Source organism: Emticicia soli (genome assembly GCF_037860775.1).
Lineage (GTDB): Bacteria > Bacteroidota > Bacteroidia > Cytophagales > Spirosomataceae > Emticicia > Emticicia soli.
On the sequence record NZ_JBBEWC010000007.1, the window covers coordinates 69,178 to 87,576 of the forward strand.

At 37.7% G+C, this 18,399-nt stretch carries 10 protein-coding genes; 2 read left to right on the plus strand and 8 right to left on the minus strand.

Annotated elements, in window-relative coordinates:
• Positions 1–3 precede the first annotated feature (3 nt).
• Both WAE64_RS12360 and WAE64_RS12365 read right to left on the minus strand, forming a co-directional pair.
• Positions 4–1,575, minus strand: coding sequence for a RagB/SusD family nutrient uptake outer membrane protein (locus tag WAE64_RS12360; protein WP_340236873.1), 1,572 nt, complete (start codon positions 1,573–1,575; stop codon positions 4–6).
• Positions 1,576–1,630: 55 nt separating this feature from the next.
• Positions 1,631–4,765 carry a SusC/RagA family TonB-linked outer membrane protein gene (locus tag WAE64_RS12365; protein WP_340236874.1) on the minus strand — a complete coding sequence of 1,045 codons (3,135 nt, stop codon included), beginning with the start codon at positions 4,763–4,765 and terminating at the stop codon, positions 1,631–1,633.
• Between the two features lie 555 nt (positions 4,766–5,320).
• On the opposite strand from WAE64_RS12365, the gene WAE64_RS12370 reads away from it, so the two are divergent.
• Complete coding sequence (locus tag WAE64_RS12370) at positions 5,321–6,337, plus strand: S1C family serine protease (RefSeq protein ID WP_340236876.1); 1,017 nt, start codon at positions 5,321–5,323, stop codon at positions 6,335–6,337.
• Positions 6,338–6,556: 219 nt separating this feature from the next.
• Here the strand turns inward: WAE64_RS12370 and WAE64_RS12375 are convergent, their stop codons facing one another.
• Positions 6,557–8,800: a S41 family peptidase gene (locus WAE64_RS12375; RefSeq protein ID WP_340236879.1), complete on the minus strand. Its 2,244-nt coding sequence runs from the start codon at positions 8,798–8,800 to the stop codon at positions 6,557–6,559.
• A 243-nt stretch (positions 8,801–9,043) separates the two neighbouring features.
• Between WAE64_RS12375 and WAE64_RS12380 the strand changes: the two genes are divergently transcribed.
• The gene (locus tag WAE64_RS12380; RefSeq protein ID WP_340236881.1) at positions 9,044–9,508 is read left to right on the plus strand and encodes an SRPBCC family protein; all 465 of its coding nucleotides are present in this window, start codon (positions 9,044–9,046) and stop codon (positions 9,506–9,508) included.
• Between the two features lie 2 nt (positions 9,509–9,510).
• Here the strand turns inward: WAE64_RS12380 and WAE64_RS12385 are convergent, their stop codons facing one another.
• From WAE64_RS12385 to WAE64_RS12405, 5 genes are all read right to left on the minus strand, one after another.
• Positions 9,511–10,866 carry a serine hydrolase domain-containing protein gene (locus WAE64_RS12385; protein WP_340236883.1) on the minus strand — a complete coding sequence of 452 codons (1,356 nt, stop codon included), beginning with the start codon at positions 10,864–10,866 and terminating at the stop codon, positions 9,511–9,513.
• 47 nt (positions 10,867–10,913) lie between these two features.
• The gene (locus WAE64_RS12390) at positions 10,914–11,621 is read right to left on the minus strand and encodes a LytR/AlgR family response regulator transcription factor (protein ID WP_340236885.1); all 708 of its coding nucleotides are present in this window, start codon (positions 11,619–11,621) and stop codon (positions 10,914–10,916) included.
• 5 nt (positions 11,622–11,626) lie between these two features.
• Positions 11,627–13,156 (minus strand): sensor histidine kinase, encoded by a 1,530-nt coding sequence (locus WAE64_RS12395; protein ID WP_340236887.1) that lies wholly within the window; start codon positions 13,154–13,156, stop codon positions 11,627–11,629.
• A 153-nt stretch (positions 13,157–13,309) separates the two neighbouring features.
• On the minus strand, positions 13,310–15,295 hold the full coding sequence (locus WAE64_RS12400) for a S9 family peptidase (protein ID WP_340236889.1): 1,986 nt from the start codon (positions 15,293–15,295) through the stop codon (positions 13,310–13,312).
• A gap of 76 nt (positions 15,296–15,371) precedes the next feature.
• On the minus strand, positions 15,372–18,398 hold the full coding sequence (locus WAE64_RS12405) for a 3-coathanger stack domain-containing protein (RefSeq protein WP_340236891.1): 3,027 nt from the start codon (positions 18,396–18,398) through the stop codon (positions 15,372–15,374).
• Between the last annotated feature and the right edge of the window lies 1 nt (position 18,399).

Below are 18,399 nucleotides of genomic sequence, written 5' to 3' on the forward strand. Positions count from 1 at the left end.
TAATTATTTGTAATAAGGTACTGCAGGTTTTGCTAGTTCTGGGTCCTGGATAATTTCACCAGCCGGAATCGGTAAGTACATTCTGTCTTCGGTGAAAGTAGTGATGTAATTAGCTCCGCCTTCTATCGAACCCCTGTTTTGTTTTTCGATAATTGCTTTTGCTTTGGCATATCCCTGGCGTTGAATATCATACCAGAAATCTCCTTCAAACGCAAATTCTACCCTACGCTCATGGAAAATATTATCTGCAGTAACCGAGGTTCTGGCAGGTAAGCCAGCACGGGCTCTAACAGCATTCAGCGCTTGCAGGGCAGATGCATCAGTAGTTGAAGCAGCACCAGCAAGTGTAGCCTCGGCATAAATCAACAGAATATCGGCATAACGCAGCAGTACAACGTTGTTACCAGAGTTTTGACCTAATACAGATTCGCTACCATAGGTTTTGCCAGGGCCTGCAAAGTATTTGGCAATATTGGCTCTAACAGCATTTTTAGCACCACCATCATCAACAGGCTGTATTGTGTCATATTTATAACCATTGGCCATAAACTCATTGTATTTTGGTTGGTTAGCACGTTGTGGTTTCCAGTTAGGGTTAGTCCAACCATGTTCCATTACCGACCATTTACGGCGTAAATCACCAAATTCGTACTCATTCAATAAGTCAAGAGATGGCATATACATTTCCCATGCGTCAGCTTCTGCTGTTCTGAGGTTACTAGCGCCACGGTCTGGGTTTTTGATATTTCCTGTTCCCCAAGGGTCAACCGCAAACTGGTGTTGAATCGAGAAAAGGCTCTCGACATTGTTATTCATGCTAGCTTTGGTAAACATGCCGTTGTAGTCGCTTACAAGGCTGTATTTACCTGAGTTGATTACCTCTTGCGCTTTAGTTTTAGCGTTGGCGTAGTCTTTATTGTATAAGTACAATTTAGCCATCATACCTTTTGCCGAGTATTTTGTTAAACGGCCAGGCTCGTCAGACTCCGGCAGGTTGGCTTCTGCCATTTGTAGTTCTTCTAAGGCGAAACGAAGTACATCTTTCTGGTAATATCTCGGAATATTGAAATTGCCCGATAGTGCCGTTGCACCCGGATCAGTAATAATCGGAGCATCACCCCAAGTACGGGCAATGTAGAAATAGAGTGTACCTCTTATAAAATGGCACTCTGCAATGGCAGGGTCAAGATAATCGGCTCCGCCACCAGCGGCTTTTTTCTCTTCAAACGTTTTAATCATAACGTTTGCGTAACCGATAATTTTGTAGAATGCACCCCAAGCTGCACCAACACGCTCAGAAGCAGAAGAAAGTGAAAAATTAAGGTATTCTACATCGGTATAAGTAAACATATTGCCCGACATCACGTCGCCAATGGCATCTTGTGCTCTACTTTCGTAGTTACGCCAAGGCAGCCCACTATAAAGTGTACTTGTTGCTGCTCTTACTTCAGAGGCATTGTTGTAATAGTTTCCGGTTGTTGTACCCGACAACGAGGGTCTTTCAATAAAATCTTTGCTACACGAGGCCGAAATCATCATAGGGATAACAAGGGCCGATATTTTTAATAGTCTCATTTTAAAAATTTGATTTATGAGGCCAAGAGGCGTCATTGTTAATAAATGTTTTTGCTTAGAATTCAACATTTGCACCTACTGTAAAAGTACGTGGGTTCGGATAGTGACCCGCATCAACATTCATCAACTTAATACTATTATTAAATGCACCGATTTCAGGATCGTAACCAGAATATTTAGTAAACGTTTTCAAGTTCTGGATTGAACCGTAAATTCTGAAATTAGCACCTTTTATTTTGTTAAGTACTTTTCTTGGTACACGGTAACCAAGCGTGATATTCTGGATTCTCAAGTACGAAGCATCTTCAACGTATCTGTCTGACATCGCAGTGTTGTTTTTGTTTGTATTAGTAAATCTTGGCAGGCTACCATTAGGGTTATCGTCGGTATAACGGTCTAAAACAGTTGTCATTTGGTTAGACCAAGCACTGTTCAAGCCCTCTAATTGCCAACGCAAGAAGTTGAAAGCTTTAGCTCCCTGGCTACCTTGTATAAACAACGTGAAGTCGAAGTTTTTATAGTTTACATTGTTAGTTAAACCATAAGTGAAATCAGGTAGTGGGCTACCTATAAAAGTCATATCGTTTGCATCAATTTTACCATCACCATTTATATCTTTGAATCTTACGTCTCCAAGGTATGTTTGGGTAGGGTCAACAATATAGCCAAATTGTGGTAAGCTATTGTCAAGGTCTGCTTGTGTACGGTACAAACCATCAGTTACTAATCCCCAGAATGAACCAACAGGGCGGCCTGGAGTTGTGTGAGTAATCAGGTAGTTGTTATAATACACTTTACCATCAAGTGCTGAAGCCGCACTGGCAGCTTTGTCGTACGTATTTTTAAATTTGGTAAATACAAGGTTTGTTTTCCAGGTTAAGTCATTGGTTTTGATGTTGGTTGAGGTAATACCAATATCAATACCCGTGTTTGTCATTTGACCTGCGTTGCCTAGTGGCGCTTTCAAATCGTCCCATTGGTCGCCTACACCAATAAGGTTGGGGCCAGTAAGGAAGATAATCATATCAGAAGTAACTTTCTTATAAACATCAATTGTTGCATCGATACGACCATTGAACAAGCCCAGGTCAATACCTGCGTTAGTTGTTTTAACTGATTCCCATTTCAAATTAGGGTTCGGAATACCGTTAATCATGTTAGATGTACCAAAACCAACAGGGCCAGAGAAGAACTGTACCGCACCTACATAAGCTGGGTTTGGTGCTCCGCCAGGGAAGTTCTGGTTACCAACTGCACCGTAGCCGAATCTAACTTTCAGATAAGTGCTGCTTAGTTTTTCTTTCATGAATTTCTCATTCGAAACTGTCCAGCCTACTGAAACCCCCGGGAAATACCCCCATCTGTTGTTAGGTCCAAAGTTTGAAGAACCATCCGCTCTGAAACTTGCTGAAACCGAGTATCTGTCGTCATAAGTATAGTTAGCTCTGGCAAAATAAGATTCCATAGCCCAGTGACCTTTACCACCGCTAAGGCCCCAGGTGGTCTGGTCGGCACTACCTGTATTTAAGTCGAAAATATTTGCTTGCAAATCAACTTTTGTGCCTGAGATAGACTGATAGTAAGATGATTGTGCCTGATGGCCTACTGTTGCCTGAAAACCATGTTTGTTGATATACTTGTTATAGTTCAGGTAGTTAGTAAGCGAGTAATAGTAGCTGTCCGAACGAGAATCAATCAATTTGCTTCTGAAAGTATCACCACCTACGTTACCTGTTTTCTGAAACGCAATGTTGTTGTCTTGCCCCAATGAGTAAGAAAGTTCGTTTCTTAACGATAAATCTTTTAAAATCTGGAATTCGGCATAAAGGCTACCAAAAACGTTGTTGGTGGTTTTGGTATTGCCTCTGAACTGGCTGTTGCCCACAAGGTTGGCATTGCTGTAGCGTACACCACCAATCATTTGGCCACCACCCCAGGTTCCATCAAGATTTTTTACCGGCGTCAAAGGGCTGGTAACTGCTCCCCACCAGATAGTACTTTCTGCCGCATCGGCCAAACTTACATTCTGGATGCTTCTGGTTGCATTGGCACTTACACCCACTTTTGCCCAGCTTTTTAGTTGGTTGTCTAAGCTGAAACGTGTAGAGAAACGTTTGAAGTCAGAGCCTAACAAAATACCTGTGTTATCATAATAGTTTAACGATAAGTAATAAGAAGTTTTGTCTTTGCCACCTGAGAAACTCAACTGATGATTTTGTACATTCCCATGTCTGAACATAGCTTCTTGCCAGTCGGTACCTTTGCCTAATACCGAAAGGTCTTTGAACTCATCAGAAACCGGATTGCCGATGATAGGAAGTACCTCGTTTTGATACTGCGCAAACTGACGCAAATCCATCAAATCAAGTTTGTTAGCTACTTCAGATACACCATAATACATTTCGTAATTAATTTTCCCTTCACCTTGTTTCCCTTTTTTGGTAGTAATCAAGATAACCCCATTGGCCGCTTGCGAACCGTAGATTGCTTGAGCCGAAGCATCTTTCAATACGTCGATAGACTCAATATCATTCGGGTTCAACATCGCCATTACACTGTTTCCGGTCTGGCCATTTGAGCCTCCCAGTCCATCAAAACCTCTGTTGTCTGATGTATTACCGTTTACAAATGGCACACCATCAATCACAAATAGAGGGTCATTACTGTTGATTGACGTAACCCCACGTACTTTGATTGACACCCCACCACCAGGCTGGCCACTGTTGCTAGTTACCGTAACCCCTGCGGCTTTACCTTGCAGCATCTGGTCAACACCTGCTACGGGCATATCTTTCAGGTCTTTTGCTTTTACTGAAGTAATAGAAGAACTGATGTCGGCACGTTTAGAAGTACCATAACCAACCACAACAACCTCTTCAAGTGTTTGGTCTTCTGATGTCATTTTTACATCAATTTTCGTCTGGTTGCCAATCGTTATTTCCTTAGGCGTCATTCCTACAAACGAAAAAATCAATGATGTTGCCGTATTAGGAACTGTAATTGAGTAGTTACCATCTGCGTTAGTAGCTGTACCCTGATTGGCACCTTTTGCTACTATTGACACCCCGGGCAAGCCTTCGCCCCTGTCGTCTGTCACTTTACCGGTAATAGTTCGTTGTTGTGCCATCAGCGAGATGCTCATCAACGACATAAAGCCAAACAGAAGTGATTTAATAAAGTTTTGCTTCATAAAATATTTAAGGATAGTTAAAGAGAAAAATTTGCACAAAGTTGATAAAAATTTGTATATAATACATAGTACTATTTTAACTATTTATAACATAAAATGAATAATTGTATGATTGACAGATATTTTGTTTTGTGAATTTAGTTATAAGAAATATTTATAGAGTTAAAAAATTGCAGGGATTTGCTAAATAATTATTAAAAAAATTTAAAATATGTGTCAAATATTAATATGATACTATTCTGACTTGTATAGACATGAAGAGATAAGTTGCCGTTGCTTTTATGGCAGAAGAAAAAGCGAATATAAAGAGTATAATCCTCTGAATTTCAAAGATTTATGAGCAGATGATTTAGTTTTTTTTTGATGATAAAATGCGCACACGATAACTAGTGTGTATGACGAAAACGTAAAATTATGTAAAAAAAACAAGAAGCTTAATTAAACTATACGATTGGGCAAAATGAGTAGACATAAGGCTTTTCAGTCATTTTGACAGTAAAAAGGTATTGGCAAACTTCTTGACTATGCTTCATTACATATAAAAAAGGAGAAAAAATGTTATCTTTTCTGTCGTCTTCTGTTACTGAAGACAACACTTTGCAACAATCATCAGAAGATGATGAACTTTTAGATGCTTACTCTCGCACGATAACCAAGGTGGTAGAAAAAGCCAGCAACTCGGTTGTTCAGATTAAAGTTTTAAAAAAGCCGAATAACCAAAATACTAATCCTAGAATGCGCCAACCGCAGGAAGCAGGTGGATCGGGCTTTATTATTTCGAGCGATGGCTTCGTGATTACCAACAACCATGTAGTAAGTAATGCAGATAGGGTAGAAGTAGGGCTAATGGACGGAAGACTTTTTGAGGCTACCATTATAGGGACTGACCCTTATACAGATATTGCCGTGCTGAAAATCTATGCCGATTCGCTGAAACCTTTAAGTTTTAGTGATTCAGATAAACTGAAGGTCGGGCAAATTGCCATTGCAATTGGGAATCCATTAGGGTTTCAGTACACTGTTACGGCTGGTGTAGTGAGTGCTTTAGGCAGGACACTACGTAGCGAAACCGGAAGGATGATTGATGATGTGATACAAACCGATGCTTCGCTGAATCCGGGGAATTCGGGTGGACCTTTGGTTAATTCTGGTGGCGAAATTATAGGGGTAAATACAGCAGTTATTGCCGCAGCTCAAGGAATCTGTTTTGCGGTTTCGGCCAATCTGACAAAATATGTTGCCGGAAAGCTGATTTTAGAAGGTAAAGTAAAAAGAGCGCAACTAGGTATTGCAGGTCAGGTAGTGAACCTTACCGAGCGAATGATAGGCTACAATAAATTAAGTACTCGCACAGGCGTTTACATAAGCGAAGTAATTGCCGATGCCAATGCCCGCAATAATGAGCTGCACAGAGGTGATATTATTGTAGGTTTAAACGAAAAACCAATCGCATCAGTCGATGACCTACATAAAATACTGAACGATGAACTGATTAATAAGTTAGTTATTGTAAATCTTTTGCGAGGTGGAATCAGAAAAAATGTAAGCGTATTGGCTGGGGAGTTGAAGTAGGGTGTTTTGGGTTTTAGATAGTATTGTATTCACCGAATGAATTCTATTTAATATTTGTGGCGCGAACTTCCAGTTCGCATTTAGTATTTGTTAAAAGATGAGGTTTAGAAATGCTCATTTGCAATATTCACTAAATTTACAGACCTACAGCGAACTGAAAGTTCGCGCCACAATTTTTAGTTGTTCAACAAGCATTTATTCGCTAATACTCAAATAATTCTATTTCCCATTTATCACCTCAATCGCCTTTTCCAGCAATTCATCTCTACCACTCTTGATGCTCTGAATTGTTGGTTTAATTTCAATATCTGGTACAATACCAATTCCTTGTGTTTCTTTGCCATCGGGGTAATATACGCCAATGCCACTTATGGCTGTATTGATACCACCCGGTAAAAAGAATTGTGAAATATTACCATCGGCAGCGGCAGTAGTAGAGCCAATAACTATAGCATTGGGGTTCACTCTATAAGCCATCGTATGAAACTCTGATGAGCTTTGAGAAATCTCGTTTATCAGAATAACCACCTTTCCTTTGTAATAATCTTTGTTTTTCTTTCCTACCGTTTGGTTTTTTGTAAAAGTAAATAAGCCCGGTTCAGCAATATTACCATTAGAAAACTTAACAAAATCGGTTTTATCAGGCATTAAGTAATTGCACAAATCGTAAAGAACAAAAGAGGATGGATAATTGCGCAAATCAATAATCAATCCTTTAGTAGGTTCAATCTCTTTCCAGATTGTTGGCAGGTGTGCTTGTTTTACAGAACCATTATCTATGTAAGCAATATCTTTGCTTAGCATTTTGAAAGAAGTATCGGCCGAAACAAACATACTTGGAATAGTGATGTCTTTAGGTAAGTAAGTTTTTAATACCTTACTTTCTTTTTTATCATTTCTACTAAATTCAACCTGAATAGTAGATTCATTGCTACGCAAAAGGTTGGGGGCAATATCTCTTAATTGCGTTGGATAATTAGACGCCGGATAATATTTTAACTTACTTTTGACAATCTCTTCAACGGGCTGATTGTTAATACTCGTGATTATATCACCAATTGCCAAGCCTGTTTCTTCGTCTGATTTTTCTTTGTAAAAGCCAGTTACGATTGGTACATTTTCAACAAAGGTCAGTTTAACGGCTGCGAAGTTATTACCATGATATTGGTTTAAGGCAGGCGTGCTACCCCAGATATTGGCATGGGTGTCTTTTATTCGGCCAATGAGTTCTAATGTAACCAAATCATAGGCTGTTTTATCGGTAGCATCAATGAATTTTGGAATAAATTCTGTCAATACATTTTTCCAGTCTTCTTCAATCAGGTTTTTGTAAGGGAAGTAATACTGAATAATATTCCAATATCTATACAATGCCAGGATACGATACCCCGCATCTTCGTGCTTCATTGACCAATACGGGTTTTCATTCTTAAAATTTGGATTTCCTACATTCGGATGTAAACCAATATAATAATGCTCTTTGGGCCTTTCAGCATTTTTAACTTTTATTAATAAAGCAGAAAGTTCAGCAGAAAGTCCTGATTCTGAAATCCAGTTTAAGTCAGGCTTAATTTTTACATCGCTTGTTTTAGTAGATGCTTTTTTAGTTTCTGTAATGTTGCCTAATTTGTTAATCCACTCAACCAATATTTTATCCCGATTGATTTTGTTTTCAGATTTAAGTATCTGTGGTAAAACTCTGAAAAGTTCATAATCCCAATTATGCTTGCCTTTGGCTATGCTTGGGTGATAGTATTTTAAGAATCCCCATATTAAGCCAAGCGTTTTTAGATTTTCAATTTGCTTTTCATTAGCCGTAATGCTTGCAATGCCCGACTCTTTATCAAATTCCTTATCCAGTTCAGCAGGATATATTTTTCTCAAATAAGGTTTTAAATCAGCGATTTCCTTATTGTCGATTGTAACCGTTAAGTCGTCCATCCACATTTTTCCTTTACCAATCAGCATACCGCCAATCAGAATCTTCGTTGTTTTTTCAGGATTCAAGTCAAGCGTTACTTCATATTTCTTCCAGTCGCTAGTGCCTTTTGCGCCATTGGCACTCATGTCAATGTAAGCAATAGCTGGGTCGATTCTCATCCAAAAGCCAGCCGTTCCTTCTGTTACATTTTCTGTTTTAATATAGCCCGAGAGCTTTATTTGCCGCCCTCGATAATTATGCGGAATAGTATAAACCATATAGCCAAAGTCGGGATTTTCGTCTTTCGCCTCAATCATGGCTGAATATCTACCACTTTTGGCGGTAGAAGAATCTAAGGAAAAACTATACTTCTGATTACCCGAATCGCTCCACCCGGTTGCCTGACCTTTGCTATTTATTTCAAAATCAAAATTGGTTTTGAGCTCAGTGGTTTGGCAAATGGCTAAAATTGAGATACGGAAACAGAAAAATACCAGAAATGCTCTTTTCATATCAGTAGGAGTTGTAGATGGTTTTATCACAGGTTTGCAAAAATTGACTTTGGTTGCCTGAAGAACAAACTTAGAGAAAAACCTTAAAACAAAAGAATTTGCGTATCTCTGGTTTTGTTAAAGTTTCTTAAAGCGGATATATCCTATTTAAAACTTTTATTAAAGTAGTCAAATATTGTGCATTAGTGAACATTGTGGCTAAAATTGTATGATAAAGGTTTATTGCCAAAACAATTCAGGCGCTAAAGAAGTTGACTAAATAAAAACAATAGTATGCACACTTTGCATCGTACGCAAAAACTACCCATAAACCTACAACAAGCCTGGGATTTCATATCGACTCCTGCTAATCTTAAAGTTATAACTCCGCCCTACATGGGTTTCGAAATGACCTCCAAGCATCATGGCGACAAGATGTATGCAGGGCAGATTATTACTTATATTGTAAAGCCAGTATTGGGGATTCCTTTGAAATGGTGTACCGAAATTACCCATGTACAAGAACCCGATTATTTTGTTGACGAACAACGTTTCGGGCCTTATACATTCTGGCATCACCAGCACAGATTGAAAGAAATAAGTAATGGCGTGTTGATGGAAGACATTGTTCATTATAAACTTCCGTTAGGATTTCTTGGTAACATTGCCAATAGCCTGATGGTTGAGCGTCAACTGGCAGAGATTTTTGAGTTCAGACATAAGAAACTAATCGAACTTTTTGGAGAATATAAAGCATAGAATCAATCGATTCTATGCCCGATTCTGACTTTGCCGCCAATATCCAGAATGAGTTTATTGACTTTGCCGCTTGAGTCTTTTTCAAACGAGACATTCACCTCTTCTTGCTCAATATCAAAGAAGTGGGTTTCATCTTGCGCCGCAAGCACAGACCTTGGCCCATTAACAGGATAGGCCACTAGGGTATTATTGTTTTCTAGTTTAATCTCAATTAGCAGTTTTTGTTGCTCAACCTCATAAGTTCCTGTGTATTGCCTGAGTATTTCCGTACTTAGTGCTACGGTTTGCTTTACTACTGGCAATTTATAGGGCTGATTATATAAAACAGCCAGCAGTTTTTCGGTAATTGTATTTAAACCCTGTCTTTCAGTATTATTGAGTAGTACGATACAAATATTATCTTCAATTACCCTGGCAAAATTACTTCTGTAGCCTGATAATCCGCCGCTATGCGATACTACTCGTCTATTATAGACAGAGTCGATTATCCAGCCATAGCCGTAGTTTTGTTTAAAAGGTGTATAGGCTTTGTTTGCCAGGTTTTTGCTGATAATCTGATTATTTTGAAGCACTTGATGCCATTTGTATAAATCTCTTACGGTAGAATAAATCCCTCCGGCTGCATAAACAACTGTTGAATCATACCACGGAGCCTGTTTGTTATAATCTTTTCCTGAATCAGAATAATAACCTATTGCCTTTTTATCTGTTGGCAGTGCTACAAAATTAAAACCACTACTGGTCATGTCTGCTGGTTCAAATATGTATTTTCTGATGGCTGTATAGTATGACATTTTCGTTACTTTTTCGATAATATACCCTAAAAGGCTGTAGCCTGAATTGCTATAATTCCAACCTTTACCCGGTGAAAAATCAAGCGGCTTGTCTTTAAACAACGATAACATTTTTTGTTGGCTCGCAGGTTTGCCGGCTTCGTTAAACATAAAGTGGCTATCTTGTGTGTAGTTATACACGCCAGACGTATGTGTCAGTAAGTTTTCTATTGTAATACTATCACCTTTAGGATAATCAGGATAGAACTTGCTTAGCTTATCATTCAGCGATAACTTCTTCAACTCAACCAGTTTTAAAATTAAGGTAGCTGTAAAAGTTTTGGTAACAGAAGCAATAGGATAGAGGGTAGCAACAGTATTGTTTAATTTCATAGGCAAATTCTGAAACCCATAACCCTTTTCTAATAAGATTTTTCCATTTTGGGCTACTAAAACCGTTCCGTTAAATTCACGGTTTTTTGCATAAGCAGTCATGAGTTCATTTAGCTTTTGCGGAATACTTTGTGCTGATGTTTTTGATAATAGTGTTACCAAAAGGCAAAGCGTTGCCATTGTCTTTTTCATAAGATTGAAATTTGATTTGATAAGAAATGATAAGATTTTAAATCGGATTAGGTTTTGGAATTCTGTGCAACGAATTTTTCTACGTCGTTGCTATAAAAAGCGCCTATTGGTAGTTCTCTCTGTTCAATCCATACGCTTCGTTTGTCGATTTTGCTAATTTTCTTCTTAGCAACTATAAAAGACCGATGGATACGGATAAAAGCACTTGTGGGGAGCAGTTCTTCGGTTTCTGCCATAGTAAGCCTCGAAACAATTGTCTGATTTTCAGTTATAAACTTTACATAATTGCCTGTGCTTTCGGCATATAATAAATGTTCTAAGTCTACCTTAATCTGTTCGTAACCACTTTTAATAAAGATTGCAGGCAAAGACGGTATTGTTTGCTGAAAATTATTTTTCAAAATTACCTGTTCGTGGGCTTTGTTGCATGCCTGTAAAAAGCGTGCAAACGAGAACGGTTTTAGAAGATAATCAATGGCATTGAGCTCAAAGCTTTGCACGGCGTGCTCGCTATAAGCAGTTGTAAAAATAATGATAGGTGCCTTTGCCAAAGTTTTTACGAGGTCAAGCCCTGATATTCCCGGCATTTTAATATCCAGAAAAATTACATCTACTTTTTGCGTTTGTATAAAACCCATTGCTTCTATTGCATTGGTAAAACAGGCCGTCAGGTCAATGAAATTTATTTGTGATGCCATGTTTTTTATAATTTCCAAGGCTATCGGCTCGTCGTCTATGGCAATGGCTTGTAACATTCTGCTTATTGATTAGGGTTTAACACTAGCGTAGCAACAAATTCTTTCCCGTCAGACCCATAGCTTAGTTGGTGTCTGTTTTCATAAAACAAATGTAAGCGTTCTCTTACGTTTTCAAGACCTATTCCCGAGTTTTCCTTTTCAGGGTCGTTGCTTACGGCGGCGTGTACACTATTCCGAACCTCAAACCTGATATTATTTTTATCACAATTGAGTTTGATTCTTATCCACGATTTTTCGTTGGCGTGTAAACCGTGTTTAAAGGCATTCTCCACAAACGGAATCAGTAACATGGGTGCAATTACATGGTTACAGTTTTGCTCGTTGATAGCTTCTTCAATAATTATTGATGGTGAATGTTTAATTCTGAGTTTTTGTAAGGATAAATAGTTTTTTAAATATTGTATTTCATGGCTCATCGGAATATAATCGAGGTGATTGTCATGGAGCATAAAACGCATCATATCACCTAGTTTCTGAATCCCATCGGCGGTTCTTTGTGAACCATCCAACATGGCTGTGCCATATAAAGTGTTCAAGGCATTGAACAGAAAGTGCGGATTAATCTGTGAACGCAAAAGCTGTAAATCTGCCTTCGATTTTACCAATGCACGTTCGGTACCTCGTAGTTGTAATATTTTATCTTTTCTTTGCTGATACAATAACCAAGTAATGGGCGTTACCAGAAATAGCTGAAGCGCCCAGCTTGTAAGCCATAAAGGCATTGTAAACGAGTGAAAAGACAGTCTGTTAAAGAGAAAAGTAAAAAACAAGGTAGAGACAACAATTAAACTAATTGTACGGATATTCTGCCAAGGCTTGGTATCAGTTGAAGGAAAAATCCAATAGGTATTAATGAGATAAATAAAGAGAGTCGGTGTAATAAAAAGTACATAAATGGTAAAGAAAAAATCATCTTTTATGAGTTCAAAAGTAGCTGCAGAAAATGGTATCAGTAAATAAATAACAAATGTGAGTGCCACTTCATTGGCAATCATGGTTAGGTAATTGCGTCTTTTCGATTTCCTGATTCGGGCTGTAATATATTCTCTCAGGCAGGCGTATAGCAAGTAAATGATAACTATGCTTGATGCTCGGCCAAAACCAAAAAATATGTCTTCCAATGGCTTATCATTATAGCCAAACAAAGCCATTATTTTATAACCTCCATAACTGAAATAGACAGGGCGAGCAAAATACGTGGCTAAATTAGCACCTAAAGCCATCAGGAAAATAGCGATAAAAATATAAATGCCTATCCAGATATATTGATTTGTTGAACGAGCTTTGTTAATCAATAAATAGGGAATGTTCAGAATATAAGTTGTAACATAGAGTAGAAAAATAAACAGTAGTGCCCCAAGTTTAGGCGATAACACATTAGTGAAGTAATTGAACGAATGCCCATTTTCAATAAAAACGTTCTCAATACTTGTGGTATCTACATAATTGGCTTCCCACAGATAGCCCGCCGCCGTAATACCCGTTAGTAGGGTAAAAAGAGTTAATTCATAATTTTTAAGTCTGATTTCCATAATTTCGTTTTTTCTGACAACATTACGGATTCTAAAATTCGATTTCCTGAAAATGTGACAAACCTCAAAAAACAGGGATAGAAATTGCAAAATATGAAAAATAAAGGCTTCGTGTTTTATACGAAGCCTTTAAATGTATATCAAAATTGTAATTTACTTTTTCAGATATTTATCAAACCACTTGATATAACGCTCGAAACGGTCTTTCTGAAAACTTGGATTTGTGATACCATGAAACTGACCAGGATAAATAATGAGTTCGGTAGGAATGCCCAAAGACCTGAAAGCCTGATACATTTGCTCACTACCCACAGACGGAACATTGAAATCGCTTTCGCCAACCATAAATTGTGTTGGGGTTTTTATGCGGTCAGCCTTTAAGAAAGGGTAGGATAGTGCCACATATTTATCAAAGTTTTTCCAGGGCGAGCCCAGTTCGTTTTCATATTGCAGAATATACTGGTCAACACCATACATCGACGAGATCATGGCTACACCCGCACCACTGGCTGCTGCTTTAAAACGTGTATCGGTTGCAATAGTATAATCGGTCAGGATACCACCGTAGCTCCAGCCACCAATACCTAATTTGTCGGCATCGGCTATACCATTTTGCACTACATAATCGGCTGCACCTAAAATATCTACAACTTCTTTGTTACCCCAATCGGCCCAGATGGCTTTGCAATAATCTAAACCACGGCCGGTAGAGCCTCTGTAATTAACAGCCACAACTGCGTAACCTGCCGCAGCCAGCATCTGGCGACTTAAATCAAAGCTGAATTCGTCTTGCGCTACCGGGCCACCATGAATAAAAAAGATGGTTGGTAGTTTTTCGGTTTTGCTCGCATTAGCCGGGCGATACAATATATTTGAAACACTTGTGCCATCTTTACTTTTAGAGGTAAAACCCTCAACCGTTGCTAATGATATTTTTGCTATAAAATCTTCATGATGCTTGGTTAAGCGTCTGGTAACGGCATTTTCTAAGGCATAAATTTCTAGTGGCGTTTGCGGGTCTGTCATAGTAGTAAGGAAACTACCAGATGGGTGTCGTTCTAAGGTGTTGAAGCTTTTGTTGCCTGTTACAACTTTTGTCATTTTGCCATCTGTGGCATTAAATTGAGCAACGTATCTTGTGCGATCGTCAGCCACAAGGGCATAAATACTATTACCATCTTTAGCCCAGCGGGGCGCTGTAACTGGGCGGTCAAGTGTTTTACTTAATAAACGTGGTTCGCCACCATCTTTTGATATGACACACAAAATCGACTGGTCGTACATAATATAATTCTCAGCCGACGTGCTTCTCAGATACGCAATTTGCTTACCATCAGGGCTCCAATCTATCGAAAAATCTCTGCCGCTCCATTTGGTTAATTGCTTCAAAGTAGCATTTGGTTTGGCATCAATCAACCAAATATCTGTGTTAGAGTTTCTATCAGGGTCTTCGGTACGATTACTCGTAAATGCTATCTGGCTTCCATCAGGCGACCACTTAGGATTGGTTTCGTCGTACTCACCTTTCGTAAGGGTATCTAACTTATTGGTAGCCACATCGTACAGATACAAGTGCACAGGTGCTTTGGTTAAATAGCCCTCAACATCTTGCTTAAACTGAAAACGGTCTAATACGATTGGCTTTGGTGTTTTAACTTTTGAGGTATCAGAAGGAGTCTTAATTGCCAGAACTATCTTTTTACTATCAGGCGACCAAGCATAATCTGTCAAACTCCCTTTTTTCAAATCGGTTAATTGTTTGGCTTCGCCACCACGACGGTCCATTAACCATATCTGGCTGCTTGTTAATCCATTTCTTGATGATATAAAAGACAAATACTTACCATCGGGAGTCCATCGAGCCTGTGATTCGCCGTCAGAGCTGTGCGTTAACTGAATCGTTTCTTTTCCATCCCACGATACCATCCAGATATCAGCATTACGTTTGTTTTTTACAGAATCAACCGACGAAAGTGTATAAGAAACCCACTTACCATCCGGCGAAATCTGAGGGTCGCTCAGGTTTTTTAAGCGATAAACATCCGAAGGTTTTAAATTTCTTTTTGGGGTAGGCGATTGAGCATGGCTAATAATAGACAAACACATAAAGACGGCCAGAAATGGCACTGTTTTTCTCATGTTATACGGTATGTTTAGTATTTGTGAAGTAAAGTGCTAAAAATACAATCTTTTCAGATTACTAAACTTGTAAAACCTAATTTTTTTTAGGCAAAAAGCCCTTGATTACATTCGTTCCTATTTTCAAATCAAGCCTGTAAATATTCTCTTCTGTCACAATATTCCAACTTACTAGTGCTAGTTTGTTGAGTTGCGCTCGCTCATAAATATCTTTCAAATGCTTATTTGGCAAGTAATACAGGAAATCCATTAGTTGCGGATACTGTGGCTTATCAACGTTTACTTTCACTAATGGGTCGTTTATAGTCGGGCTAGTGTCTTGTATTGTATTTGGAGTAGCATTATTAGCACAGCCAATCAGTTTAGTTTTAAAAACTGTTCCTTTCTTGGCTTCAAAACCGGGTTGGAGGGTAATGCTATTTTTGGCGTCATAGGTTACAGTTTTGTTGTTGCCTACAATATTTTGCCCCCATATATTTTTGCCATAAACTACGGTAGAATCTTTATTGATACCATCTCTGACGGTATAGCCATCAGGACATTCAAAATCCCAAATCCAGAGTTCCTGGCCTTTCAGGCTATCAAGGGCTGTGAAGTAGATTTTTTTGTTGTGGTAGGTAAATTGGTATTCGTTATCAATAGGGATGGAGTTTTTTAAAGAAAATACCTTTTTAGTATTTTCACCATTTCCATCAGTAAGAATAAAATGTTGATGGCTTGGGGTGGAAATATAATTTAATAAATATCTATTATCAATATTTACAAAACCGCTCGGGTAACCAAAGCCTTCGTTTGTAAACTCATTAATGGTAGCTAAAAGTTTTATATTGTTGTTTTTATCTAATTCATAATAAGCTGTTAGTCCTGTTTCGGTAATATGTAATAAATATATTTTATTATTTAAGTTCATTCCAGAAATGAAATAAGTTGAGCTTATTTTAAATGTTCCATTTACAGTACCGTCACTTTGCCATAATTCAGAATCATAATTGAAATAAAGTTTATTATTAAGTATACCGAATATATTAATAAGGCTATTTGTTTTAAGATTAATTGTTCCGGCACTTGTCCCATCACTTACCCAGAGTTCTGTTTTAGAAATTGAATAATTAAACCTGGTAAAAAAGAGTTTATCTTGTGCTGGCCAGGTAATCAGATGATTTATAAGAGTGTTAGATGAGTTTCCAGTAAATTGCTTTAATTGTATTGTACCATTTTTACTACCATCTGTCTTCCAAATGACAGCTCCATTATAAGATGTAAAGAATAAAGAATTGCCAACTGTAGTTAAATTACTAATTACACCATGAGCGGTTCCAGTTTCGGGAAAATATAATTGGATTGCTTTTTTTGTGCCAGCATTAGTCCCATCTGTCTTCCATATATTACCATCATTTCCTGCAAAATAAATACTATCTTTAAATACCTGTGGTAGTGAATATGGATAAAATAGAAGAAAATCTAGCGATTTTAGTTCTCCATTTAGGGTAAATTGATGCAAGCCTCCATTGATATAGGCAATCTGGGAGTCTCGGTATTTGATACTTGAGTGATAATCTGAGCCTGATACATGGCGAAATTCTGATGATCCATTCATATTAGCAAATAAAGCAGTGCTAGTTCCATCTGTTCTCCATACTTCATTCCCCCGAGATATATCATCAGCCATAAAATACATATAATTTCCTAAGCCAAACATTGGTTTAGGGTAAGATGATGCCGGTTTCGTATTAATATCTTTAAGCAAATAGGTTCCTTCAATAGTGCCATCTGTTCGCCATAATTCATAACCATGCTGCCCGTCTGAGGCACTAAAGCAGAATGTATCGCCGATTACCTCAATTGAATTTGCTAAAGAACCCATATAGACATTGGGAATCAAATCATTTATTTTTTTCAATGTATTACCATCATAAACCCAATTAATCACATCTTCTGTTGGATCTATTTGCCGGCTTACATAAATTTTGCTCGTACCTATGTGAATTTTATAACCATAATAGCCAGGGATTGAAAAAAGTAATTTTTGTGACGCTATACTACCATTGTTTTCATAAAAATTCAGCATTCCATTATCATATATTGAGTAATATATTTTATGGTTTTTAACTTGTAGATTCTGTATAGCAAAACTGGCATTTGATATATGAGATACCGTTAATGAAATAGTATCTAATCTGCTGACCTTCTGACGATTATTTGCGTAAGAAATAAAATACAAGTTATTGTCTAATTTTGTTAAGCTCCCAACTGTATAATTAGTGTCGCTATCAATTTCAGTTAAAACTTTTGTTGTACTTGCTATATCACCTTGCGTACTCCAGAGTTGATACTTAAACGAGCTCTGTTGTAATACAAAAAAAGGATAATACACTTTGCTTCCTACTTGCTGAAACTCGCTATAACCCATTTTATTATTTTCAATTATAGTTGTGCCTATGGCAGTTCCATCAGTTTGCAGAAGCAAGCTTTTGTCGTTGGTAAAGATTGGCTGAAAATATTTATTATTTAATGTAAATCCTTTATTATAGTAAAGGCTTTCAGTAGTAGAAATAGATTTATAAAGTGTTGCGGTTTTTCCTGAGCTATGTACTTTCCAGAAATCATAGGTATTATCTAGATACCTTTGAGTTAGCAAATGCATCTCATTATTTAATTCGAAAAAACTTACAAAAGAACTACCATATACTGAAAACTCTACAGATTGAATAGAATCATTTTTTATCTTAAAAATTGTATTGTTATTAAATCCATAAACTGCATCTTTGAATTTATAAAAATAGTTAGAAGAGTAAAAATGAGTGTTTCTCATTTGATTATCAGGCACTAAGTTTTTTGTAGATACCGTAGTTCCATTCGTTTGATAGTATCTGTAACTCATTCTTGTTGCATCTATTGTATCAGCAGCAAAAAACAAAGTATCACCACTTACAAAAGTGCTAGTGGCAAATATTCTGGCATTATCAGTCCCCTGTGCTATGTCTTTAAGAATGCGCTGAGAAAAAGTTGGGAATACAACAGCAAAAATTAAAATAATTGAAAGGAAAGGTCTTTTCATGAAAGGTTTTTTAGTCATTTTTGCAAAAATATATAAACGCCTCATT